We start from the raw sequence: 24649 nt of genomic DNA on the forward strand, positions 1-24649 counted from the left end.
ATGAAGACATTAACGAGAATCCCCCAAGCATTGCTAAGTTTGCTGCTTGCAGCCGCAGCCATCGTAATGCTGGTTCCAATTGGGCTGACGTTTACGAATTCGCTGATGACGGAGCAGGAAATGAGGTCGAATTATCATCTCATTGGTCAAATGACGGATACGGCACTTGGGGGACAGCAACAATTCGTCAATCTAAAGCTGATTCCGGATTGGCTGTCATGGACTCAGTATGCGCAGGTGCTCATTCTGGCGCCAAAGTTTCTCCGTATGTTCTGGAATTCCGCGGCGCTTGTCGTGCCGATCATCGTGGGTCAGACGGCGGTAGCGACGCTTGCGGCTTATGCCTTCGCCAAGCTACGGTTCCCCGGACGCGAGAAACTGTTCATGATCTATATCATGACAATGCTTATGCCCTTCCAGGTCACGCTTGTGCCGAATTATTTGGTAGTGAATAAGCTTGGGCTGATGAATAGCGACCCAGCCATCATTCTGCCTGGCATCTTCGGCGCATTCGGGGTTTTCATGATGCGTCAATTCATGGCGCATATTCCGGGCGCTTACGTGGAAGCGGCCAAAATGGATGGTGCCGGCCATTGGGTGATTTTCACACGTATCATTCTGCCGCTCGTTCAACCCGGATTGGCTGCGCTGACCGTACTGCTGTTCGTCGATAATTGGAATATGATCGAGCAGCCGCTGATCTTCCTTCAGGATACCGTGAAACAGCCGTTGTCATTGTATCTCGCCCAAATTGACCAAGAGGCGAGAGGGATCGGCTTCGCCGCTTCCGCCTTGTATATGACGCCGATGATCCTGCTTTTTCTTTATGCGGAGTCTTATTTTATTGAAGGCATTCAATTGTCGGGCATTAAAGGTTAGTTCAGGAGTGAGCTTATGGAAGATGAGAAATTGCGTTCTCGAAAACGCGGCATTCGCCTGGTTGCAGGTTTGTTTCTAGTGGTATTAGTCGGTTTAACGCTGGCCGGCAATACGCTCCAAGCGCTGTCGTTAACCAAGGTCTATACCATAGAAGCAAGCAAAGGACAGCTGTCGCATAGCTATGAAGGGACAGCGACGGTAGTCCCTTACGACGAAAGAGGGATCGCGAACCCGGCTGGCTGGACGGTCACCCGTGTACATGTGAAGAAGGATCAGGCCGTACACAAGGGGCAAACGCTTGTCGAATACGACGATACGGAAGCGAAACAGCAAATAGCCGCAGGGCAATCCGTGCTGAAGAAGCTGGAGATGTCGATCGAAGGCCTTCAGCACAATTTCATCCAGGCCAGCAGTTCCGAGGATCCCTCGGCCAAGCTCGCAGCCAAGCTTGCGATTGAAACGGCCAAGCTTGATATCGCCGATCAGAAGCTCGCAATAGAGCAGCTTCAAGCTTCCGCCGCGGCGAACAGCCGGATTACGGCGCCGTTCGATGGAATCGTCACAGACATTCACGCCGAGGTAGGCTTGAAGGGCGATGGGGCACCGGATATTCGGATCTCGAATGCGGCGAAAGGGTATCGATTCGAATTGCCTGTTCCGTCTGATGTTGGCGAGTTGCTGCAAGTGGGGGAGAAGCTGGATGTATTGAAGCTCGGCAAGGAGAGCGCGGTGCTGACAGGGAATGTTGCCGAAATCAAAGGAACGGTTCAATCCGAGGGGGACGAAAGCGGGGGGATGCCAACGAATTCGATTGTCTTTTCCGTTCAGGAGAAGTCGCTTCGCGGCGGAGAACGAGTTCAGGTGGTGATTACGAAAGATAATCCGAACAGTGAAATGCTCGTTCCTAAAGCAGCCGTTCATGAAGACAGCGGCGGCGTGTATATCTACACCTTCGAGGAGAAGCAAGGTCCGCTCGGCAATGCTTATTACGTGGCGCGCATTCCAATCGAAGTGATGGATGAGAACGATACGACGGCCGCTATTCGAGGCGGGATATTCGAGCAGCAGTCGATCATTCTGGACAGCGATCATCTCATTATGGAGGGTGAACGAGTTAGACTTTAACACAAAGGAGTGTTGCTGCCAGCCGGAATGGCAGTCAGGTGTGATCGGGCGTGCAATAGGGGGAAAAATGTTTGAATAGGGTTTGTTTTGGTTTGAACTTGCCCGAATCCGGTTCACACCCTGTATTCGGCGTGATATAGTGGGGTGAGATTTGCGAATGGATGATGGAAGTAGCTAATTCGCATTCAGCTCATCATGAAAGAGGTTGATCCAGGATGAAGATTACGCGCTGCGCGGCAAACCCAATCGTCACGCCCGGTCTGTATGACTGGCGCAAAGCGACGGTATTTAACCCGGCCGTTATTATCGAAGGCGATAAATTTTATATGATTGAACGGACGGCGGGCAGTCTGGATCCGTTCCAATGCTTCTTGGGGTTACTCGAAAGTGACGACGGCATCAACTTCCGCCATGTGCAAGATACGCCGGTTATTCACCCGGAGCAGTTCGGCTTCCCTTATGGCAGCATTCAAGATCCACGGGTCGTGAAGTTTGATGACACGTTCTATATGAACTATGCGCTGCGTCCTTGCTCGATGAGCTACTATCCGACCGGCGTCGGACTTCCGAACAACTCCAAGCCGGAGTATCCGAATGGCTGGGGCAAGCCGGAGGATTGGCTGACGCGTTCGTCCATTGCAACCTCCAAGGACCTGATCAACTGGGAGTTCCTATGCGATACAACGCCGCTCGATATCAATGATCGCGATAATATTTTGTTCCCTGAGAAAATCGGCGGTAAATACGCGCTCCTTCGCCGCCCGGAAGAGTACATTGGCGAAGAATACGGCACAGAGAAGCCGGCGATGTGGATTTCCTATTCCGAGGATATGATGCATTGGGAAGAGCCGATCTTAATTGCGAAAGCAGAGCAGGAATGGGAGTTTAAGAAGATCGGAGGCTCCACGCCGCCGATTAAGACCGATAAAGGCTGGTTGACGCTCTATCATGGCGTAGGTCCGGATCATATCTATCGTGTCGGCGCGATGCTGCTTGATCTGGAGCATCCGGAGAAAGTGGTCGCCCGTGCGCCGGGCTTTATTATGGAGCCGGAAGAGTATTACGAGAAATTCGGCCTATTTATTCCAAACGTTGTATTTCCAACGGCAAATGTTGTGAAGGATGGCCTGCTTTATATATACTATGGCTGCACGGACACGGCTATTGGTTTGGCAACGGTTCCGCTTGATGAGCTGGTTGAGTATATCATTGCGGAGAGCAATAAGTGAAGTAATAATGAGGAGTTTTGGGTAACCGGAGCTCGGATTGTTAGATTGAAAACAGGGCGGAACAAACGCAGGTTTGCTCCGTTCTGATTTAAGCATTGAAAATGCGTTGACAGCGCATTCAAGCTCGTGTTAAGATAACGTTTGTCACTGATTTATTACGGGGCCTTAGCTCAGCTGGGAGAGCGCATCGCTGGCAGCGATGAGGTCAGGGGTTCGATCCCCCTAGGCTCCATACAAGATTGAACAGCCATCCTTCGGGATGGCTGTTTTTCGTATGGGCAGCACAACGGCGACGGGGGAGCACCAATTGGACCGTTTGGGGCAGTCCTCGCGGTTGGAATGCAGCGGAGGAGCACAGCGCCGGCGGAATCTATCGCTAAGCTGGTAGCCCCAATCGGGGGGCGAACCGCTTGGGTGCAGTCCGCGCGGTCGGAATGCAGTGGAGAAGCACAGCGCCGGCGAAATCTACCGCTAAGCTGGGCAGCCTCAATTGGGGCGAAGCGCTTAAGGGTACAGCCCGCGCGGTCGGAACGAAGTGGAGGAGCACAGCGACGTCGGAATCTACCGCTAACTAAGGTAGTCTGCGTCGTATAGGCTTCTGATTCGGACAATAGTGACCGTTAGCGACGATTTTTTGGTATTCTAGCTTGCTAATGGTCATTAATGTCCATTAGCAAGGGAATTGTCAGAGAAAATCGTGAAGTATTCGTTCTAATGGTCATCGGTGTCCGTAAATACCGCGAAAGTACCTTGTTTTTGTTCTAACGGTCAAAATCGACCGCTTGGTAGGTTCGATAACGCTGTTGTCCATTCTGAACAGTGAATACGTTCATTGCTACGAGCTTGTCTAATATACGTCTCGTCTGTCTAGTGGATCGATTCAGGTGCAACGAAAGTTCATCTGAGCGAAACGGCCGAATGACTCCGCGCGCAAACCGCAAAGTCTCTGCTTCAATCCAACTGAGCGAATGATGGGTTGGACTAGACACAAACTTACCGACAAAAGACAAAGCCATCTGCTTGATAACCTCCGGTTCTTCCTCGATCGATAAGTACGCTACAGGCAGGAACAGCCAATCTCCCAATACGAGGTATGCTTGTTTCTTGCATAAATCCCTGAATCGCCATGATTCGATATCTCTGGCATGAGACCGGTAACCATGGATTTCGATACAGCCTTTGGCCCCGCCGGGCATATAGGCAAGATCCAGATAACGATATCGGTTGCCATAATCCCGAACTTCCCATTCCGCATACAAATGATTAAAGTTCCCTACGGCCGGATACCATATCGTTCTCAAAAACTCTTTCGTGCCGTGCCCAATCTCCTGTTGTAGGATTTCGCGTCTTCTCGGATTTTTCTCCACCGCGAGTTGATCGTGCAGCCATTGGTTCATCTTTGTCTCAAAAGCACTCATCGGCATCCCCTTCTTTCGATCCGGAAAATGAAAATGCCGCCTTGATCCGGAATCCCAAGAGATCCTGATCAAAGCGGCATGTGCTTCACGCCAATACATAATTTTCCACAAGTATATTTCATGGGCTCAGCTTTGGCAATCATTTTCTGGGCGTTGATTAGTTTTAGATTTCGTTGCCATGATGCGTGTTCAACGCAAGCGCTCTTGTTCTACACTGAACGTGTAAATCGAATCTTGCAAGTTAGATTTCTACTACGAGCCTAGATTCAATCCGGTTTTGCTTATGTCCGATGATTAGGAAAGATGCGTATGCCCCATGATAAATGCAAGAGGCTTGACAGCATGAGGGCAGCTGCCGTCAATCTTGATAGCCGTGCTGTTCGTCGCTGCTTGAATCCGCATTAGAGCCTGACCGTACGTAATTCCTTTAACTTGCTTGCGAAGCAAGCATAGCGTGCCGGGGATGGCCTCTTAAAGGCGTCTCCGGTATTTTCTCTTTTTTCCCCGGTAATTCCGCTGGTTCAACGGAATCCGGGCAACCACTTTCGAAACAGGGTGTCCCAATGGCGCGTTTATTTTCCATTCGCAATTATTTGCCGTTCACGTACAAAATGATGATTTCCTACCTCTTGCTCGTGCTCGTCACGGACTTCGCGATCGGCTACGTATCGTACGGGATGCTCGTCAAGTCGCGTACGGAGGTGGCCGAGACCGGGATCCGGGCGGCACTCGAGCAGACCAGGAATAACGTCGATTACCGGATGACCGAAATTCGGCGCATTTCCGATCAATTATTCGGCAATTTGGCGTTTCAGCGAGCTTTGCAGCGTCAGGGAGACCGGCTAAGCATGTATTACACGATGATCGACGATATTTTTCCGGAGCTGCAAGCGCCGCTTAATCTGTTCGGAAGTCCCATCCGCCTGACGCTGTACGCCGTTAACCCCCTAATCGGGGAAGCGGGCAGATCGAATGCCGCAAGTCCGATCACGAAAAGCGAATTCTTGGTGCAATCGTATGACGTCCTGAAGAATCGCCAGTGGTTTCAGCAGCTGCAGGCTTCCGCTACGGATAAGAACATCTGGATACAAGCCGATTCGGACAAAGAGCTGGGCAACCTATCGATTTTTCGCAAGCTTGTCTCATTCGGGGATTATCGAACTGCGATCGGCTATATCCGAATTACCGTCAACATTGACAGCCTGATCGGCAATCTGACCAAATATCCGAAAGAGCAGGGCATGGGCATCCGCGTCATTGACCGCGCCACCGGCAAGGCGATGTACGAACGCGATTCCGCGTTGCCCCAAGCGGCCGGAAAGGCCTACTTGAACTTGCGCGAGGAGGCGGCGGAGACGCCGTTCTCCATCGAGGTGCAAGTGCCTCGCGAGTACTTGAGCAAGGATGCGAAGAAGCTTCAGCGGACGCTCGGTTTGATCTGCGCAGCAAGCTTCGCCGTCATGGCGGGCATCGGATTCGCCGTGGCGGCCTTGTCGGGTCGAGGGATGAAGCGAATCGTCTCGCTCATCCGCGCTTTTCAGGACGGCAAGCTGGATCGCAGGCTCGAAGCGAACGGCAATGACGAATTCGGGCTGATCGCCCATTCGTTCAACAGCATGGCGGCCAGCATCCAGACGTTGATTCAAGATGTGTACTTGCAAGGCATTCATAGGAAGCAGGCGGAACTTGAAGCGCTGCAAGCCCAAATAAATCCGCATTTTCTGTACAATACGCTGTCGACGATCAGCAGCCTGAATAATCTCGGCAAGAAGAAGGAAGTCACCGAAACCGTGAAGCTGCTGTCGAGATTTTACCGGTTAACGCTCAATAACGGCCAAGTGATCATTCCGCTCGAAAATGAACTGGAGCAAGTGTCGGCTTACCTCGATATTCAGAGAGTCAAATATGCCGACGCCTTTCAGGTATACGTGGACATGGATCCTGCGGTTAAAGATGTGAAAATCATTAAACTGCTCATGCAGCCGTTCGTCGAGAACATATTCAAACATGCTTGGTTTGGAGAGACGATCGCGATACGTCTGACGGCCAAGAGGGTCGGGAATGATTTGGAACTGAAAATTATCGACACCGGCATCGGCATGCGTCCGGATAAAGTCGACCGGTTGCTTTGCGGCGCCGCGGAGTCGAACACTTATGGGCTGAAGAACGTGGAGGAACGGATCAAGCTTCGGTACGGTCCCGAATACGGCGTGCAAATTGCCAGCGTGTACGACCGTCCGGCTGCTGCTTCCCATTCAGACGGAAGGATCCGATCTGCGTGAAGATACGAGTTATCCCGGCAATCAAAGCTAAAGGAGACATCAGGGGGGCCGGGAGAATATCGGAAAAAGAATAAAAATGAAGTTCATCGTTGAATTCTTTTAGTTATAGTTGCCCCGCTTACTTATGTCGAATCCTGTCTCTTTCTTATAATGAGTCCAGTAGATAAGAAAGGAGTAGAGGCATGATGACAGAGAAACGGCATACCTTCTGGCGCGACGTCGTGAAGTATCGAACGATGTTGATCATGATCTCGCCGGCCGTGTTGTTGGTCTTGCTATTTTCATACGTTCCGATGGCCGGGATTGTGATCGCATTCAAGCAGTTCAAATACACGGGCGGCGTGTTCGGAAGCCCTTGGGTGGGGCTCGACAATTTTAAATTCTTCTTCCAATCCGGCGATGCTTGGCGCGTCACGCGGAATACGGCGTTATACAACATCGGTTTCTTGGTGCTTGGGAACCTGCTGCAGATCGCGGCAGCCGTCCTGCTGTTCGAAGTCGGGGGCAAATGGTTCCGCAAAATCATTCAATCGGCGCTGTTCCTTCCGTATTTCATTTCGTGGGTCGTAGTCGGCTCGATCGCATACAATTTCTTCAGTTATGATGTCGGTGCAATCAACAACGTACTGGCTTCGCTTGGAATGGAACGCATCGACATCTACAATACGCCGGCTTATTGGCCCTATATCCTCGTATTCTTCCATACGTGGAAGCTGCTCGGCTACGGCACAGTGATGTACTTGGCCGCCATTACGAGCATCGATACGGAGATGTACGAAGCGGCAGAGATGGACGGCGCGAACGTCTTCCAGCGCATTATGAAAGTAACCGTCCCGAATTTGACCCCGACCTTCATCATCCTCGCGCTGCTGGCGGTGGGCAATATTTTCCGCGGGGACTTCGGCTCGCGGTTGAGCCGCAGACGGAAGCGTTCAGCGCGGACAATACGATAGACGGGTATACGCGTCCTTACGGCGGCCCGCATCTTTGGCTGTCAAAGCCGATGGAGCACGAGGAGTGGGTGGAACTATCTTGGCTGTCGTCGGTCGAAGCAGGCGTCATCCATGTCACGTTCAACGATGACGTGAGCGAGGATCTGATCAATCTGCACCATTACGAGACACCGTTTAAAGTCATGCCCGAGTTGGTGCGCGATTACTTCGCTAGCCGCAGGGCTCGGACTTCCCACAAGTGACGGATCGAAAAGGGGCCATACATTAAAAAAAAGAAGCCCTGCAGCCTAACAGGCTGCAGGGCTTCTTCTATAGGAGCATTCTTGTCTATCGGGATCAATCAGCCTTTAACGCCGCCGGCGGTTAAACCTTCAATAATTTGCTTCTGAAGGACGGCGTAAATAATCATGACCGGCACGATGCTGTATACGATTCCCGCCGACATTTGAGCGTAATTCGTGTTATAGATATCGCGGAAACCGACCATCCCGACCGGCAGCGTTCGCAATTCATCGGTGGAGATGAAGAAGTTCGCCATTAGAAACTCGTTCCAGTTTCCGATGAAGTTGATGATAAAGACGGTTACCAACGCCGGAACTGTGATCGGCATAATGATTTTAGCGAAAATTCCTTTCGCACTCAATCCATCCACGACAGAGGCTTCTTCGATTTCACTCGGGATCGATTTCATAAACGCCGACAAGATGATAACCGTAAATGGGATCGCCCCGGCGGTGTAGGGGAGAATGAGTGCCATGTGGGTACCCAACACAGGTTGACCGAAGATCACCAACTTATTCAATAAGATGAAAATTGGCAGAAGTAACGCGCCGCTCGGAATGAGCAGGCCGATCAGTATGAATTGGTATAATCCTTTGCTCATTTTCTTATATCGCATCCGTGTAATCGCAAAAGCTCCCATAGAGGAGAAGATAATCGTCGCGATGGAACACAGCGTGGCGATATACAAACTATTAAGGAAGTAAACGCTGATTTTCGCATTCACCCAGGCTTCATAGTAATTTTCAAAATGAAACGAGGAAGGGAAGCCGAACGGATTGCTTGCAATCGCTTGATTATCCGACTTTATGGACGAGAAGAGAACGAATAGAAACGGATAAAGGGTCACGACTAAATAACCTAATAAAATAATATGCGGGATACTTTTCTTCACTGATCTTAGTGTTATCGTCATTAGTATTCGACCCTTTCGACTCTTCTGGCAACTAAAAATTGGTACAATGCTGTAAGAATGAGAGAGAAAATGAAAATCAACACCCCGATGGAGTTGCCATATCCGTATTTCGCGTTCGTGATTCCGTATTTTATGAGATAGGTTGCCATGACATCCGTTACTCCGCCCGGGCCGCCATCGGTCATTACAATGATAATATCGGCCGCTTTCATCGCACCCGAGATGGAAAGCATAATCACAACGGAAATGATAGGCATAATAAGCGGCACCGTAATTCGGGTTGCGCGGGTCCAAGCGCTGGCTCCGTCGACAATTGCAGCTTCATCTATTTCTCTTGGAATGGACAATATTGCAGCAAGGACCATCACGACGTAGAATCCCGTCCACTGCCACGCGTTGGTTATCAAGATCGAAAACATAGCCCAACTGGTGTCGGATAACCACATGACAGGCTGTAATCCGATTTTAGTCAAAATTTGATTGAACAAGCCGATGTCCGGTTCGTAGATGAAACTCCACAAGATTCCGATTACCGCAGTGGACATGACGGAAGGGACGAATACGGCCGTTTTATATAAACCCTTGAGTTTCTTTACATTACTGATTAACAGCGAGAAGAAGATAATGAGAGGCACCTGCACGAAAACCGAGAACAGAATGAATTTCCCGTTATTGAGAACGGAGTCCCAGAATAAAACGTCCCCAAACGCATGCTTAAAGTTTGTCAGTCCATTAAATTTGGCTTCGGTAAGACCGTTCCATTTCATGAAGCCCGTAGTGAAAGCAGAAATCATCGGATAAATGAAGAATAAGAGATAGAGTAGAAGGAGAGGCAGTAAAAACAGGACATAGGTCCAAGGGTTTCTTAATGTTTTATTCATCGTTTCCTCCGCGATAATCAGACATTGGCTGCATGAATCGTTCTTATGAAAAAAGTACCACCCACTCTGAGGCGGGTGGTACTTTCCTTGCTTATATCATTTAGAAATCGTCGTTGTTTGCTGCATTCTGAGCTTTTTGCACGGCGTCCAGCATGGCTTTAGGCGTAATTTTGAGTCCGATTAGTTTTTGAATGCCTTCGCTGAGCGCCGTATTGACATCAGGCTGAACCAAGGAATCGAATGCCGGGAAAGCGCCGCTTGCTTTGTTGCCTACTTCGATAATTTCTTTTACGAGGTTGGAGGCTTTGGCTTTAGCCAATTTCGTGCTGTTTACTTTCATGGAAGGCAGGACGCCGTCTGCTTCAAGCCCGCGAATTTGCATTTCATCGTTGTACATGTTCTTGATAAACGATTTAACAAACGCTAATTGCTTTTTGTCGTTTTTAACTTTGGCGGAGAAACCGTAACCGTTGGAGAAACCACCGTTAACGGCTGTTTGGCTGCCTTTTCCACCGGCTACCGACGGCAATGGGAAGTAGCCCACTTTGTTAGTCAAATCTCCGGCTTGTTTAGGATCCGCGAATACGCTGGAAGCCCACGAACCGTCATACATCATAATAGCCTCGCCACGAATGAGTTGGTTGCGTTGTTCGGCATAATCCAAACCGAGTTCGCCTTGTTTAAAGTAGCCTTTTTTCACCCAATCTTGGTACTTCGTAAAGGCTGCTACCATTGGAGCGCTGTTCCATTTCGTTTTACCGGTTGTGAAGCCATTCGTAATATCCGGACCTGCATAACGGGCCCACAGGGTGTTGGCTGTCATTAACGGTACCCATGCGGCTTTGGATGCTTGCGCGAAAGGCGTTTTGCCGTCTTTTTTAATCGTTGCAGCCAATGTCTCAAGTTCTGCCAATGTTTTAGGAGTTTTCAGACCTTTGGCTTTAAAGTACTCTTTATTGTAGAAATAACCTTCTTGGTAGCCGCCGATTGGCAGACCGTATATTTTGCCGTTCACTTTAAATTCATCCAAGGAAATAAACTTATTAGACAAGCCGAGCTCTTTCAGAATCGGTGTTAGATCCAGCAGTCTGTTTGCTTCAACGTAAAGCTGCGTATCAGCTCCGCCGAACAGATCGAAGATTGCAGGCGCTTTGTTAACGACCATTTCAGAACGTAATTTCTCTTTGCGGTTGACGTCCGAATCTACGCCGTCCAGTTTGTATTTTACTCCGGGAACTTCTTTTGAAACCCTGTTCAAGACATCTTTAAGGATATTGAAACGTTGTTGTTTCGCCTCGCCCAATTGCGTATGTCTGATCACGATGGTGTCGGATTTTGTTGCCGCACCAGCTGAACTTAAGACAGTTGTCGACGCAAGTACTACGCTAAGCGCTGGGACCAGAAGTCTCTTTTTCATTGTAAATGAACCTCCCAATATGGTTTATGTATCTATTTCAGAATAAGATTATTAGTAAATTTAGGATAGGGCTATATTTCTATTATTAAAGGATAATTTTGTATAATGACGGGTGACAAGGGAACATGGGATCATATCGCTAGGGAGAATGGCCTAGTTAGTTCGAGGCGGAATCGCACGTAGTTTTGAGAGGTCGTTTTTGATAAGATGCTATAATCAGACTTGCTGTAGTTGTGGGACATAATGGAGATAAGACGGTGAGATGATGTTGGCTGTGAAATGGAGTTTGTCTTCGAAGAAGCAAGTTGTGTTTATCATGATGATTTTTGTTATCCCGCTTGTACTGCTGCTAATCATTTACAATATTTATGTAGTCAACGTATTAAATAACAAAATTGAACAAACGAATCGGAATTCCATTATGCTGTATCAGAACGCGTTCGAAAAAAATCTAAGCAATGCGGATACCTATATGTCGAATTTAGTATCGAGCGACACCAGTTTTATGAAATTAATGTTTAAACAGGATCCGATAGATTTGCAATTTTATGCGCAAGACATGATGAAGAAATACCAGGGCTATTTTCAGACGAATGAAATTATCGGGGGCATGTTCGTTTATTCCAAGCCGAATAACCTCTTTTATAAAACGTATCGTCATAACTATTCCCATGACGTACGAGAGGGTACCGAAAGTTTTTTGAAAGCCGTCCTTCAAACGAAAGAAAACTATCGGTCGCGGGGGTGGTTCCCGCAAGAAATCAACGGCAGCTATTATTTGTTCCGTATATTAGGATCCCGGGATACATTTACGGTTTGTATGATCGATTTCAATGACATGATCATGCCGCAGCATTTCAGTCAAAAGCAAGGAGGCAGTTTCTTCGCCTTCGCCACACAAGAGGGTGTGCCGCTGACTTCCATCGCTACGATTCAGGACAAGGGAATAGCAATTCGAAAGCATAATGAAACCCATTATATTTCCGGCAGTCCCCAAAAGTATTTTATTGTGCAGAACTACTCGGCTTCTGCCAAATTAAATTATATTTATATCATGCCGTATCGAGGTTTCCTGTTCAATCTGGACACGGTCCAAATCGCTTTCTTGGTCGGCTCCGTGTTCATCTTATTGCTGATGTTTATTTCGTTCCTGTTATTGGAGCGTTCTTACTTTAAACCGCTGAAGAGAATGATGGCCACGATGAAACAAATCAAGAACGGGCATGTGAATGCGACCATGAGTACAAGCTCCGGCGTCAACGAATTTAGGCAAATGAGCAGTACCTTCAATGAAATGATGACGGAAATCAAAGATTTGAAAATCGAAAGCTATGAGAAAGAGATGAAGAAGCAGCAGGCGGAGCTGCAATTTTTGCAAATTCAGATTAAACCGCATTTCTACTTGAATGTGCTTAAAAACTTGTTCGGGATCGCGGAACAGAAGAAATACGATCAAATACAGGAAATGATCCTCTTACTGTCGCGGCATTTAAGATATATGTTCCAAGAGAACTCTTCCTTGGTCCCGCTCGCGGATGAAATCGTAAGCGTAGAGAACTATATGCAATTACAGCAGATGAGCGCTTCTCGTAAATTGATTTGCAAAACGAACGTAGACGGCCGGTTAAAGGATTTTCGGATTCCGCCGATTTCGATATTGACGTTTGTAGAGAATGCCATTAAACATGCCGTTTCCATCCATGGCCCGTTAATCATTTCGATCAAAGCCGCTCTGCTTGAAACGAATGAAGATAAATTCGTTAACATTACGGTCATGGATAACGGAGCCGGATTCTCTGATGAGATGCTTGTCCTGTTGAATGATCCGAATCCGTCTTCTTCGAAGGACCATGTCGGCATATTGAACGTGATCCGAAGATGCAATGTGATTTATCAGAATAAGTGCACGTTTTTATTCAGCACTTCAGGCGGTGCTTGCATCGATATATTTATTCCGTATCATTCGGATGAAGAGAAAGGGAGAGTTTCCAGGTGAACGTACTCATCGTAGACGATCAGACGCAAGTGGTAGATGGCTTGTTCTTCGGAATCGACTGGGCGAAAATCGGCGTAAAGGACGTGCTGAAAGCTTATAATGCTTTCGAAGCGCGAGAAATTCTAAGCAGCCGCCCCATCGATATCATGCTGTGCGATATTGAAATGCCGGCTGAAACCGGGCTAAGTTTATACCAGTGGACACGGGATCGGAAGATCGACATCGAATGCATTTTTTTAACGGCGCACGCCGATTTTACATACGCGAAGACGGCGATGCAGCTGGGGGGATTCGATTATATTCTCCAACCCGCGAGGTATGAAACGATCGAAAGCACGATCCGAAACGCCATTCAAAAGATCATTCAGAAGAACGAAACGAAAAAGTATTACGCTTACGGTAAGATGTTTCAGCAAAACAAAGAGATCCTGCTGGATAATATTTTTAAGGATTGGATATTCCGCAAAAGTAAAGATTCGGCAAGCTTCATCAAGGAACTTAGCCAAATTCAGGTTTCGCTGGATCCGCAAGATCAAGTCTACCTCGTGACGTTGAATGTCTTTCGTTTGAAGGAGACGATGGAATCCTGGCGCAATGGGATGTTGAAATTTACGATCGGCAATATCGTAACGGAGCTGTTCGCGCGATACGGCCAGCAGGTGCTGGTCGCCCAAATCGAAGACGGAAAATTGTTGTTGCTCGTGTATTCCCCCGAGCGGCAGCTGATCGATCAAGAGGGCGTTTTGCGGCAGTTGAATAAATTGATCGAGGTCTACCATGCTTATTACGGCTGCGACATCGCCTGTTATACCGGCGACAGAATCGTCGTTTCGGAAGCGCCCGAGCAGGCAGGACAGCTGCTCGAGATGATGCAGAACAATGTGTCACTCGCGAGCAAAGTGTTTCATTTGAAGGATCGAATCGAACAACAGACCGTTTCCTATTCGATTCCGAACGTGAGAATGTGGAGCAAATTGCTTGAGCAAGGCGATACGGAAGTCGTTCACGACCAAGCCTGTGCTTTATTGAATCAACTGGCGATCGACGGAAAAATCGACGCTGAATTTCTAAAGAGGTTCTATCAGCAGTTTATGCAGATGCTATATACGACCGCGGAGACGAGAGATATTCCGCTTGATCGCATTTTCCAAGACGAGCACCGTCTCGAGAAATGGTTAAACTCTTATTCGAACGTGGACGATATGAAAGAATTGATTGCCTATACGACGAAGTTTTTCAAGCTGTTTCCCGGATCAGAAGAAGAAATGAAAAATCAAGTCGATCTTATTATCCAGTATATCCGCGATCATATCGATCAAGATATCCGGCGCACGGATATTGCCAGGGAAGTTTATTTGAATCCGAACTACTTGTCCCGATTATTTAAATCTGAGACGGGAACGTCTCTGAAGGAATTTATCGTGACGGAGAAGATGAAGCTGGCACAAGCCATGCTCAAATCCACCAAGCTGCCGATCAGCATTATCGCGATGAAGGTCGGTTACGCGAACTTCTCCCATTTCTCTCAGGTGTACAAGAAGACGTATAACGTCACGCCCGCCGAGGATCGCGGGTAATAGGGAAAGCAAAGGAATACCCTCCGCATGCTTGCTGGCGCGCGAGAGGGTATTCGCTTTGAAGTTACAAATTGAACAGCGAAAAGATACATTTACAACAATGGCCATTGCTTCGGTGCTGGACAGGATTAAAAGTGATAATAAACGTAACAAGATCGGTAGAGAGAGAACCTGTATTTTATTTAAGATGAATACAAGCTTTATCACATACTAAGGTTTCGAGGGGAGTCTACAGCAATGAAACAGAAAAAGATGTTCACGTTACTTTCGGTATTGGCTTTGTCGACTGCATTGTTTACTGCTTGCGGCAGCAACAACGGCACCAACAACACCTCAGGCGGCGAGAACGCCAAGCCGTCCCAAAACGCGGTCGCGGAGAAACCATACACGGTTGATCTCTTGATGGTAGGCGACGGCAAGGAGGAAGACGTTCAAGCCGTAGAGGATGAAATCAGTAAAATTACGAAACCGCTCATCAATGCGGACGTCAACATCACAAGAGTCGGTTTCGGGTCGTTCCAACAACAGGCTAACCTGTCTTTGTCGTCCGGTGAAAAGATGGATCTGTTCGTTACGTTCGCCCTGGATATCAGCTCGCTCTCGAGCAGCGGTCAAATTTTGCCGATGACGAAACTGCTTGAAGGCCATGGACAAGACATTCTGAAAAACTTGAGCGAAGGCGATCGTCGAGCAGTATCAATTAACAATGAAATCTACGCAATCCCGACCGCAAAAGAAAAAGCGACGAATTACGGCTATATTATGCTGAAAGAAATTGCCGACGAAGTTGGCTTCAAGCCTGAAGAAGTGAAAACCTATGACCAGCTTGAGGCAATCATGACGAAAGCGAAAAAATTGCATCCCGAGATGTATCCGATTGGGCTTGATTTCACGAACGTCTATCGTCCGGGCACGGAAGATAATCTAGGCACGGGCTCAGGGGTTATCGACGGATTGGGAGAAAGCACGAAAGTGGTTAACATGATCGAAACGGACAGCTATAAAGACTTCGTCAACCATATGTACAAGTGGTCGACCAGCGGTCTGGTCATGCCGGACGCAGCCAACAACTCCGAAAGCAGAATCAGCCTGCTCAAAGCCGGCAAAGTGATGGGCGGCTTCAGCGGATTGAATCCGGGCAACGTCGATGACATCGCAAAGCAAGTAGGCAAACCATTCACCGTCATTGAACTGACGAAGCCGTTCTCGATTACGGGGCATGTTTCCGGAATGGGATGGTCGCTTGCAAGCAGCAGTGAAAATCCGGAAAAAGCGATCGAGTTCTTGAATCTGGTGCACACGAATGCGGATATTTCAAACTTGCTTGTCTATGGCGTCAAAGATCGTAACTACGTGATGGTGGATGAAGCGAAGGGCATAATCGACTATCCGCAAGGTGTAGACGGAGGGAATACGGGCTGGATGTCTCTGCCATGGGCAACGCCTAACGCTTCGATCGCCTATATCTGGAAAGGCGAGCCTGAGGATAAATGGGACTATCTGCAACAGTATAACAGTTCCGCACACCAATCTCCGGCGAAAGGTTTCCGTTTCAATGCTGAAAGCGTGGCGAATGAAATTACGATGGTAAGCAACGTTGACGCGAAATTCGCTCTGGCTTTGGAATCGGGTACCTTGGATCCTGAGAAGACGCTGCCTAAGTACTTAGAAGAATTAAAGGCTGCCGGCGTTGACAAAATTATCGCAGAAAAACAAAAGCAGCTGGATGCATGGCTCGCGGCGAATAAATAAGAGCTCTTGACCTATTCGGCGGATAGAGGATAAGCGGAGGGTGCCATGTTACTGCTCACCAAAAAAAAGATAGAAAGATTCAAAATGTTTATTCCGCTCTATTTGATGCTCATTCCGGGATGTATCTATATCTTGATCAATAACTACATCCCGATGAGCGGTCTTGTGATTGCCTTCAAGAAGATCAACTATCAGATCGGGATCTGGGACAGCCCTTGGGTCGGATTCAAAAACTTCGAATTTCTGTTCAAGACGAATGAGGCATGGACGATAACCCGAAATACGATTCTGTACAATGTAGTCTTTATCGTACTGGGGACCGTTATCGCGGTAGGCGTCGCCATGTTACTCAATCAGATTAGTCAAAATGCGGCGCGGAAGTCTTATCAAACGGTCATTCTGCTCCCCCATTTAATTTCGATCGTTGTCGTGAGCTATCTGGTGTTCGCTTTTCTGAGCTCGGAATCGGGCTTTATCAATAACAGTATTTTGGAACCGCGCGGCTTGAATCCAATTTCTTGGTATTCGACGGCAAAATACTGGCCCTATATCATCGTTATCGTAAGCATCTGGAAGTCCTTTGGGTATAGCTGCATTATTTATTATGCGACGCTGGTCGGCATCGACAAGTCTTATTACGAAGCCGCGGTGATCGACGGGGCGAGCCGTTGGAAACAGATGAAGCATATTACGCTTCCCGGACTCAAATCCATTATCATCATCCTGACATTAATGAGTATCAGTAAAATCTTTTATTCCGACTTCGGGTTATTCTACCAGGTTCCGATGAATAGCGGCGCTTTGATCGACGTTACGAACACCATTGATACTTACGTGTATCGGGGATTAACGAAACTCAACAATGTAGGGATGGCATCGGCAGCCGGGTTTTATCAATCCATTGTGGGATTCGTCCTCGTAATCGCAGCCAATTATGTTGTCAAAAAAATAGATCAAGACAGCGCCTTGTTTTAGCGGAACGGAGTGAATCAACTTGGTTGACAATAATAAAGGATTTCAGCTTTTCGCGCATCTCATGATGATTCTGCTAGCGTTATTTTGCTTGCTCCCATTCGTGCTTCTGCTCGTCTCATCCATTACGGATGAGAAGATGCTGATTCAAAACGGGTATTCGTTTATTCCGTCGGCATTTAATTTCTCGGCGTATAAGTTTCTGTTGCAGGATTCGAACTCCATCGTAAACGCCTATAAGGTCACCGCGTTCGTAACGATACTCGGCACGGTAACGAATATCCTATTAACGACCTTGATGGCGTATCCGTTATCGAGAAAGGATTTACCCGGAAGAAACATTTTCTCGTTCTTTATTTTCTTTACGATGTTGTTCAGCGGAGGGCTGGTACCGTCGTATATGATGTGGACGCAATATTTCGAAATTAAAAATACGATATGGGCATTGATCGTTCCGGGCATGCTGCTCACGGCGTTTAACATCATTATGATGCGTACCTACTTCACGACAAACATCCCCGACGAAGTTATAGAAGCCGCAAAAATAGACGGGGGAAGCGAGTCCAAAATCTTACTAAATGTGGTCCTTCCGATGTCTTTGCCGATCATGGCGACCTTGGGGTTGCTCGTAGGCTTGTCCTATTGGAATGATTGGCTGAACGGCCTCTATTATGTCACGGACGCTGATCTGTTTAGCATTCAGGTTCTTCTCAATAAAATGCTGTTGGACGTTCAATTCCTGATGAGCAGCGCTTCAACCGGAATGGGCAGCAGCTTGTCCGCAAGTCTACCTTCAACAGCGATCAAAATGGCCGTTGCGGTGCTCGGCGTTTTACCGATTATGGTGATCTATCCATTCTTCCAGAAATTTTTCGTTAAAGGAATTACCGTTGGCGCGGTAAAAGGGTAAGCAGATAAGACGTTGTCCACTTAAGGGCAACGTCTTTTTTGTGCTTAGAAGGATTAAGATCCTTGCCTATGGTGCAATTTGGCTTGTTTCCGGATCGGAATGGGGATTTGATTCTCCCATCGGGACAAATCCTCTATTTATTACCATTCAAACCTTCAGACATGATCAATGACGTGATTGTGCCCGTTTTATCTTTTGAGGTTGATGCTATTATGGACGTGTATGCCAGACTTAAGAACAATGGCATTCAAGTTGGCGAATTAGAAAATGTGATGACAGGCAAACACTATTTCTTCCACGATCCGGACAACAACCGTTTCGGCATCTATCAATCCCAATAATTTTCAAATGGAATGACGGATTTTCGAATTGGCGTTCGTCTATTTATTGAATAATCAATATGGGAGGATGATGAGCATGAATGAGGAATTGTTGAAAATGAAAGAGAAGGCAGAGCAAGAGGTTAAACCGCTTCTGAAACGAGTATCCCATAACTATTTGCCGGTTTCGGATTTACAAAAAGCATTAGCATGGTATATGAAATACCTTGGTTTAAAGCATATTAGCGATAATCGCACGCCAAGAAACGATGGCGGGATTCTTATCCTTGGCAATGGGCAATGGTTGTTTCTGCTCGAGTCCAAGAGCAATAAAAATGCAAACTTTGTTACGGATGATTGGGAAGGCGACAATTACGAAATGTTTTCGCTCACCTTCGAGACCGATGATATTATTACGCTTCATGCGTCCCTTCGACAGAGCGGAACCCATGTAGAACCGATCGTTGATCTGGGGGGATGCGGCCTGCAATTTAAGTTTAAAGACCCGGATGGGAATAAATTTAATGTCTGGCAGGATCCTGATAAGGGGTCGGCTCTATAACTATTCAACCACGTCCATTGGGCGTGGTTTTCATTATGAGCGGATGAGTGCTAATAAATGCTTTACAGGACACCTAAAGGTGTTATATTATGAATTAGGACACTGATTGGTGTCCGATTAAAACGATAAAGGAAGTGGATTTAACGTGCATATACTAGCCATTATTCTACAAAGCTGGCTGCTGTTCTCCATGGCATTCTTCGGTGGAAGCAAGCTGGCTGGAGCCAAGCATCAAGTCGACCTATTTGATTCGGTTAGACTTCCCCAGTGGTTCCGCGTCATTACGGGCATCGTTCAAATTGTTGCATGCGTTGGACTCATTATCGGCTACTGGTCAGCGGGCTATGCCGCATTGGCAGGAATATTGGTCGGCGTTATGATGATCGCAGCCCTGATTGCGCATCTTAGAGTCAAACATCCATTCGCCAAATTGTTCCCGGCTCTGTTAAACCTGTTGATAGCTGCCGGAGTAGTTAGTCTATATGCAGATGATCTGTCCAATCTTCTCGGATAGGCTGCTCTAGGAGTCCGCGATTAGTTTCGTGGGCTTTATTTATTTCGTGGCTTGATAGGTGCACTAACCCCAAGGTAACCTACTGAAGTTAAAGTGCGTACTATTCAATTTCGGCATTGTTGTTTATATTCTTAGTAATGGGACGTTTAGGACAGACATTCGCGAACGAAAAAACACCATGCAAGGCGTAATCCAGAGCACATCATCCGATCTGCATAACAATCAGAAATGGAGTGAAAATGGATGCAAAAACGACAATTGGGACGTACCGGACTGGAAGTTACCTCACTGGGTTTCGGTGCAATGGAAATTCGGGGACCTCGGATCTGGGGTGGCCGTCCCGTCACGGATTCCGACGCGGAGCGGATCCTTAATGCCGTGCTGGATGCCGGGATCAACTTTATTGATACCGCTTATGATTATGGACGAAGCGAGGAATACATCGGACGGTTTATCAGCCATCGGCGCAGCGAATATTTCTTAGCTACCAAATGCGGCTGCACGGTCGTCGATGCAGGCGATCATGATGAGACGCCTCATGTATGGACAAGAGATAATTTATTGCGCAATGTTGATGTCAGCTTAAGAAGAATGAAGACCGACTACATCGACCTTATGCAGCTTCATAATCCTACCATTGAACAAACCGATGAAGGTCAATTGATTGATGTGCTGAAGGAAATTCAAGCCACAGGCAAAGTGCGGTGGATCGGAGTATCTTCAACGCTTCCCCACATCACGAAGTACATCGAAACCGGCGTATTCGACAGCTTCCAAATCCCGTATTCTGCATTGGAGCGCGACCACGAAAATGTGATTTCAGCTGCAGCCCAATCAGGCGCCGGAACCATCATCCGCGGAGGAGTTGGACGCGGTGAACCCGGTGTAGGGCTGGGCAACGGAGATAAGTGGGCAGCCTGGGAAAAGGCCAAGCTTGATGAGTTGTTGGACGAGGGCGAAAGCCGCACGGCGTTCTTGCTGCGCTTTACGTTAAGTCACCCTGACTTGACGACAACGATCGTCGGGACTAAGAGTCCGGAGCATCTGACGGAAAACATTAAGATTGCTCAGAAAGGCGTACTCTCGGAAGAGGTTTATGAGGAAGCCAAACGCCGTCTCCTTGAAGCGGGTCAGTCGCCGAAAGCGTAGATCAATCGTAAATGTAAAAAGAGCGAACCACTTCGACAAGAAGTGGTTTTTTATTTGCCGTCAGCCTATTTTGTCGAATTATAACAACTTCGATCGAATGGCAAAAACGGCCTTGTAATCGCTTTCAACTGAAATTATAATGAAGGCGCAGTCTTCCTTAAACGTTTCGGAAGGGGCGCTAATTCATTTTTAACCGGAAAGGAGTGCTTGGGTTCCACTTTTTCATGCGACACAGTATGGTAACCATTCGAACTGATACCCACCGCATTTTCAGTCATACTTCACTCAAGCGGAAGTAACGAGCTAAAATTAGGGAGGTTTATCTGTGAAGAAAATAAGTTTCTTACTCGTTGCATTACTTCTTGTTCTATCGTTGGCGGCTTGTGGCAGCAACACCAATAATGGCGGCGAATCCGCAAATTCGAACAGCGGCACCGACAAAGCAGATACCGGCAAAGAAGTTGTCATCAAGTTCCCAAGCTACAAAACCGGAAACAACGTCGGAGCCATCTTCTACCTTCCTCAGATCGAACGCTTCAACCAGAAATATGCCGGCAAGTACAAGATTGAAATCGAGGAAATCGTGCAAGACGAATACTCGAAGAAAATTAAACTCCTCTACCAGCAGAAGAAGCTACCCCCGCTTATCGAAGTCGATAAAGAGCTTGCCGACATTATGATTAACAACGGCGATCTCCTCGATTTGAAACCTTACATCGACAACAATCCGGAAATCAACTCTATTCTGATTGAGGATTCAGTGAAATATAACACGGACAAGAACGGCAAAATCGTATCGCTGCCACTCGCCTTCGAGCGTCCGATCGGCCTGTATTACAACAAGGAATTGCTTCAGAAAGCAGGCATAACGGAGCCGTCGGCGACATGGGACGGATTCTTCAGCGATCTGGACAAATTGAAAGCGGCCGGGGTTACGCCGTTAGCGCTGATGACCGGCGAGAATGGCTGGACGACGATGTTGCTTGCATCAGCTATGATTGCCTCGGTGCCGGAAGGCCAGGATCTGCTGGCAAAAGGCGATATCGTAACGAACTTTAATTCGCCGTTATGGATCAATACCTTTGCCAAGGTGCAAAAGCTGCTGACGGATTACACAACAAAGTCCGCGCTTGGTGCGACGTATTCCATCGCAGCGAATGAATTCTTCAGTGATAATACGGCGATGATCGCGAACGGTCCTTGGATGGTTGGGGATTTCAGCAATCCTGACAAAGCCTCCGATGGTTTCGCAGGTAAAGTAGGCGCGACCATTTATCCGAACGGCGTTGCGCTCGGCTCTGCTGACGGATACTGGTATTCCATTCCGAAAGATACACCGCAGGAAACGGTGGATGGTTTGATTGAATACTTCAAATTCATTTATTCACCGGAAGAGTTGAATGCATTCCTGGTCGCGGAAGGCGGCTTTGCTCCCAAATTGCCGATGCCGGATGATGCGAAAGCAAAACTGGATCCCATCCTGAGACAGTTAAACGATGAAGTTGGTTCGAAAATGAAAACGCTCAACCGATTGATCTATGATATCGTACCGCAATCCGTTTCGGATTTGTTTGCTAAAAACTTGCCGCTGCTGGCAACAAACGATATGACGCCCGAACAGTTCTGTAAAGCGATGACAGACGCAGCAGAGAAATTTAAGAAATAATGTTGGCCGGATGGGGCCGGCAAGAAGCGTATGGCGGTCGCCAATGCGCTTCTTGCCCGTACCATCTAGACCGGCATGCATCGATTACCGCTCTTCGGGGAGGAATGCCGTCATGTATAAGTACAATAAGCTGTGGGTGTATCTCTTTATCCTGCCTACTCTGCTTGTCTTTCTGACTTTTTATTTTGTTCCGATCCTAACCGTGTTTACAACCGGATTCATGGAGTGGAATGGCTTTAATACGGCGAAATTTATCGGATTCGATAATTATAAAATGATCTTCCTGGATGACAACTCCATTATCGTCTCCTTAATGAATCTGTTGAAATGGTCGCTCATCGCCGCTTTCATCCATGTCCCGTTCGGTGCACTTGTCGCGTTCATTATCTTTAAGCGGCCGGTAGGCTGGAGATTTGTACGCGGGGTATTCATGATTCCGAACGTAATCGCGGTATCGGCATGGGCGATCATCTACCGTTTTATTTTCAATGACCAGATGGGGCTGCTGAACAATTTCATAAGAAAGCTCGGCTTCACGAACTTTCATACGAACTGGTTCTTCGATCAGCAATACGCGTTTTCCGCAATCAGCTTGACTTGGGTGTTCTATGCGGTAATCGTGACGCTGCTTGTTTTATCCGACCTGATGGCAATCCCCAAGGAGCTGCATGAAGCGGCCAAAATCGACGGCGCAACCGAAGCGCAAATCCACTGGAGGATCAATTTGCCTCTGATTCGCGGTTCGCTCGGGACAGCAGTCATCTTATCGATCATTGCGAGAATTACGATGTTCGAAGCGATCTTCTTGACGACCAAAGGCGGGCCGGGCAACTCCACCTATAATATCTCTGTCATGCTCTACGATGGCATTATTAACTATCAATTCGGCTATGCGAATGCGGTCGCTACGATCATGATTATACTTGGGATCGGCGTGCTGGCCATTACGACCAAAGTGTTCAAAATGAACAAAAGCGTCTACAACTGACAGGGGGTGATCCTGCTTTATGAAGGCTGAACCTTTGAAACGCGGCCTGGTAGGGGTTTTCAGTTATTTGGTGCTCTTATTCACAGTCTGCATATCGCTCGTCCCGCTGCTCTGGATTGTCGTTTCCTCCTTTAAATCCAATAAAGCGATATTAAACACGCCGTTCGCGCTCCCGGTGGACATTAATTTTCATGCCTATTACTCCGTGCTGAAGATGAACAATTTCTTAAGCAATACGACGAACTCTGTATTGATTTCGGTCACTTCGACGCTGATCGCGCTGCTGTTCTATGCGCTGGCGGCGTATTCTTTCGCGAAATTCGATTTCAAAGGCAAACATATCTTGTTTGTTCTGTTCTCGATTACGCTGCTCATACCCGGTCACGCAACGGCACAGCCGATTTTCTCATTCATTAACCTAACCGGACTGTACGATACGAGACTGGCGCTTATTGTCGTATATATCTCAGCCGGACTTGCCGTATCGCTGTTCATCTTACGGGCTGCGTTTCTGTCCATACCAAGAGAGCTCGACGAAGCCGCTTATATGGAATCAGCTACCTTCTGGCAGGTATTTTTCTATATCAATTTGCCGCTTGCCAAATCAGGCTTGGCAACAGCAGGCATTCTCATGTTTCTTGGCAACTGGAACGAGTTCTTCTATGGATTCATGCTGACCGCATCTGCAGAGAATCGGACGCTGCCTGTCGCGTTGCAGTTTTTCACGGAACAATTCTCTTACAACTACACCCAGCTGTTCGCAGCGTTGACGCTCGTTACGCTGCCAAGCATTATTTTATATATGGTGGCTCAGGAGCAGGTGCAGCAAAGCGTTGTCAGCGGCGGCGTGAAAGGCTGATCGGA

At 47.7% G+C, this 24649-nt stretch carries 23 protein-coding genes and 1 tRNA gene; 20 read left to right on the forward strand and 4 right to left on the reverse strand.

Annotation, left to right across the window (positions count from 1 at the left end; genetic code table 11):
• From I8J30_RS13470 to I8J30_RS13490, 5 genes are all read left to right on the forward strand, one after another.
• Entirely contained in the window at positions 1-879 is an 879-nt protein-coding gene (locus I8J30_RS13470) for a carbohydrate ABC transporter permease (RefSeq protein ID WP_210655164.1), read from the forward strand.
• Positions 880-894: 15 nt separating this feature from the next.
• On the forward strand, positions 895-2004 hold the full coding sequence (locus tag I8J30_RS13475; RefSeq protein WP_210655163.1) for an efflux RND transporter periplasmic adaptor subunit: 1110 nt from the start codon (positions 895-897) through the stop codon (positions 2002-2004).
• A 215-nt stretch (positions 2005-2219) separates the two neighbouring features.
• Positions 2220-3233, forward strand: coding sequence for a glycoside hydrolase family 130 protein (locus I8J30_RS13480; RefSeq protein WP_210655161.1), 1014 nt, complete (start codon positions 2220-2222; stop codon positions 3231-3233).
• Positions 3234-3392: 159 nt separating this feature from the next.
• Positions 3393-3465, forward strand: a tRNA-Ala gene (locus I8J30_RS13485).
• Between the two features lie 178 nt (positions 3466-3643).
• On the forward strand, positions 3644-3808 hold the full coding sequence (locus I8J30_RS13490; RefSeq protein ID WP_210655159.1) for a hypothetical protein: 165 nt from the start codon (positions 3644-3646) through the stop codon (positions 3806-3808).
• 186 nt (positions 3809-3994) lie between these two features.
• Here the strand turns inward: I8J30_RS13490 and I8J30_RS13495 are convergent, their stop codons facing one another.
• Positions 3995-4651, reverse strand: coding sequence for a transcriptional regulator (locus I8J30_RS13495; protein WP_210655157.1), 657 nt, complete (start codon positions 4649-4651; stop codon positions 3995-3997).
• 563 nt (positions 4652-5214) lie between these two features.
• On the opposite strand from I8J30_RS13495, the gene I8J30_RS13500 reads away from it, so the two are divergent.
• The 3 genes from I8J30_RS13500 to I8J30_RS13510 all read left to right on the forward strand — a co-directional run bounded on the left by I8J30_RS13500 (position 5215) and on the right by I8J30_RS13510 (position 8128).
• Positions 5215-6933 carry a sensor histidine kinase gene (locus I8J30_RS13500; RefSeq protein ID WP_240547748.1) on the forward strand — a complete coding sequence of 573 codons (1719 nt, stop codon included), beginning with the start codon at positions 5215-5217 and terminating at the stop codon, positions 6931-6933.
• A gap of 182 nt (positions 6934-7115) precedes the next feature.
• Positions 7116-7886, forward strand: coding sequence for an ABC transporter permease subunit (locus tag I8J30_RS13505; RefSeq protein WP_240547747.1), 771 nt, complete (start codon positions 7116-7118; stop codon positions 7884-7886).
• 68 nt (positions 7887-7954) lie between these two features.
• Positions 7955-8128, forward strand: a complete 174-nt coding sequence (locus I8J30_RS13510) for a hypothetical protein (RefSeq protein ID WP_210655155.1) — start codon at positions 7955-7957, stop codon at positions 8126-8128.
• Between the two features lie 98 nt (positions 8129-8226).
• On the opposite strand, the gene I8J30_RS13515 is transcribed toward I8J30_RS13510, so the two are convergent.
• From I8J30_RS13515 to I8J30_RS13525, 3 genes are all read right to left on the reverse strand, one after another.
• Positions 8227-9081 carry a carbohydrate ABC transporter permease gene (locus tag I8J30_RS13515; RefSeq protein ID WP_210655153.1) on the reverse strand — a complete coding sequence of 285 codons (855 nt, stop codon included), beginning with the start codon at positions 9079-9081 and terminating at the stop codon, positions 8227-8229.
• Positions 9081-9962, reverse strand: coding sequence for a carbohydrate ABC transporter permease (locus I8J30_RS13520; RefSeq protein ID WP_091214288.1), 882 nt, complete (start codon positions 9960-9962; stop codon positions 9081-9083). The genes I8J30_RS13515 and I8J30_RS13520 overlap by 1 nt, the downstream gene beginning before the upstream one ends.
• 100 nt (positions 9963-10062) lie before the next feature.
• Positions 10063-11379, reverse strand: coding sequence for a type 2 periplasmic-binding domain-containing protein (locus I8J30_RS13525; protein WP_210655150.1), 1317 nt, complete (start codon positions 11377-11379; stop codon positions 10063-10065).
• A gap of 262 nt (positions 11380-11641) precedes the next feature.
• On the opposite strand from I8J30_RS13525, the gene I8J30_RS13530 reads away from it, so the two are divergent.
• The 12 genes from I8J30_RS13530 to I8J30_RS13585 all read left to right on the forward strand — a co-directional run bounded on the left by I8J30_RS13530 (position 11642) and on the right by I8J30_RS13585 (position 24644).
• A complete protein-coding gene (locus I8J30_RS13530) occupies positions 11642-13375 on the forward strand; it encodes a sensor histidine kinase (protein ID WP_210655148.1) in 1734 nt (577 codons plus the stop codon).
• Positions 13372-14952 (forward strand): helix-turn-helix domain-containing protein, encoded by a 1581-nt coding sequence (locus I8J30_RS33990; RefSeq protein WP_210655146.1) that lies wholly within the window; start codon positions 13372-13374, stop codon positions 14950-14952. Before I8J30_RS13530 ends, I8J30_RS33990 begins: the two co-directional genes overlap by 4 nt.
• Positions 14953-15189: 237 nt before the next feature.
• Positions 15190-16704 carry an ABC transporter substrate-binding protein gene (locus I8J30_RS13540; protein WP_210655144.1) on the forward strand — a complete coding sequence of 505 codons (1515 nt, stop codon included), beginning with the start codon at positions 15190-15192 and terminating at the stop codon, positions 16702-16704.
• Between the two features lie 84 nt (positions 16705-16788).
• Complete coding sequence (locus I8J30_RS13545) at positions 16789-17679, forward strand: ABC transporter permease (RefSeq protein ID WP_240547746.1); 891 nt, start codon at positions 16789-16791, stop codon at positions 17677-17679.
• 19 nt (positions 17680-17698) lie between these two features.
• Complete coding sequence (locus I8J30_RS13550; RefSeq protein WP_240547745.1) at positions 17699-18586, forward strand: carbohydrate ABC transporter permease; 888 nt, start codon at positions 17699-17701, stop codon at positions 18584-18586.
• A gap of 62 nt (positions 18587-18648) precedes the next feature.
• Positions 18649-18927 (forward strand): VOC family protein, encoded by a 279-nt coding sequence (locus I8J30_RS13555; RefSeq protein WP_210655142.1) that lies wholly within the window; start codon positions 18649-18651, stop codon positions 18925-18927.
• Between the two features lie 76 nt (positions 18928-19003).
• Complete coding sequence (locus I8J30_RS13560) at positions 19004-19468, forward strand: VOC family protein (RefSeq protein ID WP_210655140.1); 465 nt, start codon at positions 19004-19006, stop codon at positions 19466-19468.
• 145 nt (positions 19469-19613) lie between these two features.
• Positions 19614-19982 (forward strand): DoxX family protein, encoded by a 369-nt coding sequence (locus tag I8J30_RS13565; RefSeq protein WP_210655138.1) that lies wholly within the window; start codon positions 19614-19616, stop codon positions 19980-19982.
• A 243-nt stretch (positions 19983-20225) separates the two neighbouring features.
• Positions 20226-21131, forward strand: coding sequence for an aldo/keto reductase (locus I8J30_RS13570; protein WP_210655136.1), 906 nt, complete (start codon positions 20226-20228; stop codon positions 21129-21131).
• A 325-nt stretch (positions 21132-21456) separates the two neighbouring features.
• Positions 21457-22797 carry an ABC transporter substrate-binding protein gene (locus I8J30_RS13575; protein WP_210655134.1) on the forward strand — a complete coding sequence of 447 codons (1341 nt, stop codon included), beginning with the start codon at positions 21457-21459 and terminating at the stop codon, positions 22795-22797.
• A 112-nt stretch (positions 22798-22909) separates the two neighbouring features.
• Positions 22910-23785, forward strand: a complete 876-nt coding sequence (locus I8J30_RS13580; protein WP_210655132.1) for a carbohydrate ABC transporter permease — start codon at positions 22910-22912, stop codon at positions 23783-23785.
• Between the two features lie 19 nt (positions 23786-23804).
• The gene (locus I8J30_RS13585; protein WP_210655131.1) at positions 23805-24644 is read left to right on the forward strand and encodes a carbohydrate ABC transporter permease; all 840 of its coding nucleotides are present in this window, start codon (positions 23805-23807) and stop codon (positions 24642-24644) included.
• The last annotated feature ends 5 nt before the right edge of the window (positions 24645-24649 follow it).

This window comes from Paenibacillus lignilyticus (assembly GCF_017942085.1).
GTDB classification, from domain to species: Bacteria; Bacillota; Bacilli; order Paenibacillales; family Paenibacillaceae; genus Paenibacillus_Z; species Paenibacillus_Z lignilyticus.

Coding starts and splice junctions, on each gene's coding strand:
- I8J30_RS13470 (WP_210655164.1), top strand. CDS start 1: ATGAAGACATTAACGAGAATCCCCCAAGCATTGCTAAGTTTGCTGCTT.
- I8J30_RS13480 (WP_210655161.1), top strand. CDS start 2,220: ATGAAGATTACGCGCTGCGCGGCAAACCCAATCGTCACGCCCGGTCTG.
- I8J30_RS13540 (WP_210655144.1), top strand. CDS start 15,190: ATGAAACAGAAAAAGATGTTCACGTTACTTTCGGTATTGGCTTTGTCG.
- I8J30_RS13475 (WP_210655163.1), top strand. CDS start 895: ATGGAAGATGAGAAATTGCGTTCTCGAAAACGCGGCATTCGCCTGGTT.
- I8J30_RS13580 (WP_210655132.1), top strand. CDS start 22,910: ATGTATAAGTACAATAAGCTGTGGGTGTATCTCTTTATCCTGCCTACT.
- I8J30_RS13585 (WP_210655131.1), top strand. CDS start 23,805: ATGAAGGCTGAACCTTTGAAACGCGGCCTGGTAGGGGTTTTCAGTTAT.
- I8J30_RS13560 (WP_210655140.1), top strand. CDS start 19,004: ATGAATGAGGAATTGTTGAAAATGAAAGAGAAGGCAGAGCAAGAGGTT.
- I8J30_RS13570 (WP_210655136.1), top strand. CDS start 20,226: ATGCAAAAACGACAATTGGGACGTACCGGACTGGAAGTTACCTCACTG.
- I8J30_RS13515 (WP_210655153.1), bottom strand. CDS start 9,081: ATGACGATAACACTAAGATCAGTGAAGAAAAGTATCCCGCATATTATT.
- I8J30_RS13505 (WP_240547747.1), top strand. CDS start 7,116: ATGATGACAGAGAAACGGCATACCTTCTGGCGCGACGTCGTGAAGTAT.
- I8J30_RS13530 (WP_210655148.1), top strand. CDS start 11,642: ATGATGTTGGCTGTGAAATGGAGTTTGTCTTCGAAGAAGCAAGTTGTG.
- I8J30_RS13500 (WP_240547748.1), top strand. CDS start 5,215: ATGGCGCGTTTATTTTCCATTCGCAATTATTTGCCGTTCACGTACAAA.
- I8J30_RS13525 (WP_210655150.1), bottom strand. CDS start 11,379: ATGAAAAAGAGACTTCTGGTCCCAGCGCTTAGCGTAGTACTTGCGTCG.
- I8J30_RS13495 (WP_210655157.1), bottom strand. CDS start 4,651: ATGAGTGCTTTTGAGACAAAGATGAACCAATGGCTGCACGATCAACTC.
- I8J30_RS13520 (WP_091214288.1), bottom strand. CDS start 9,962: ATGAATAAAACATTAAGAAACCCTTGGACCTATGTCCTGTTTTTACTG.
- I8J30_RS13545 (WP_240547746.1), top strand. CDS start 16,789: ATGTTTATTCCGCTCTATTTGATGCTCATTCCGGGATGTATCTATATC.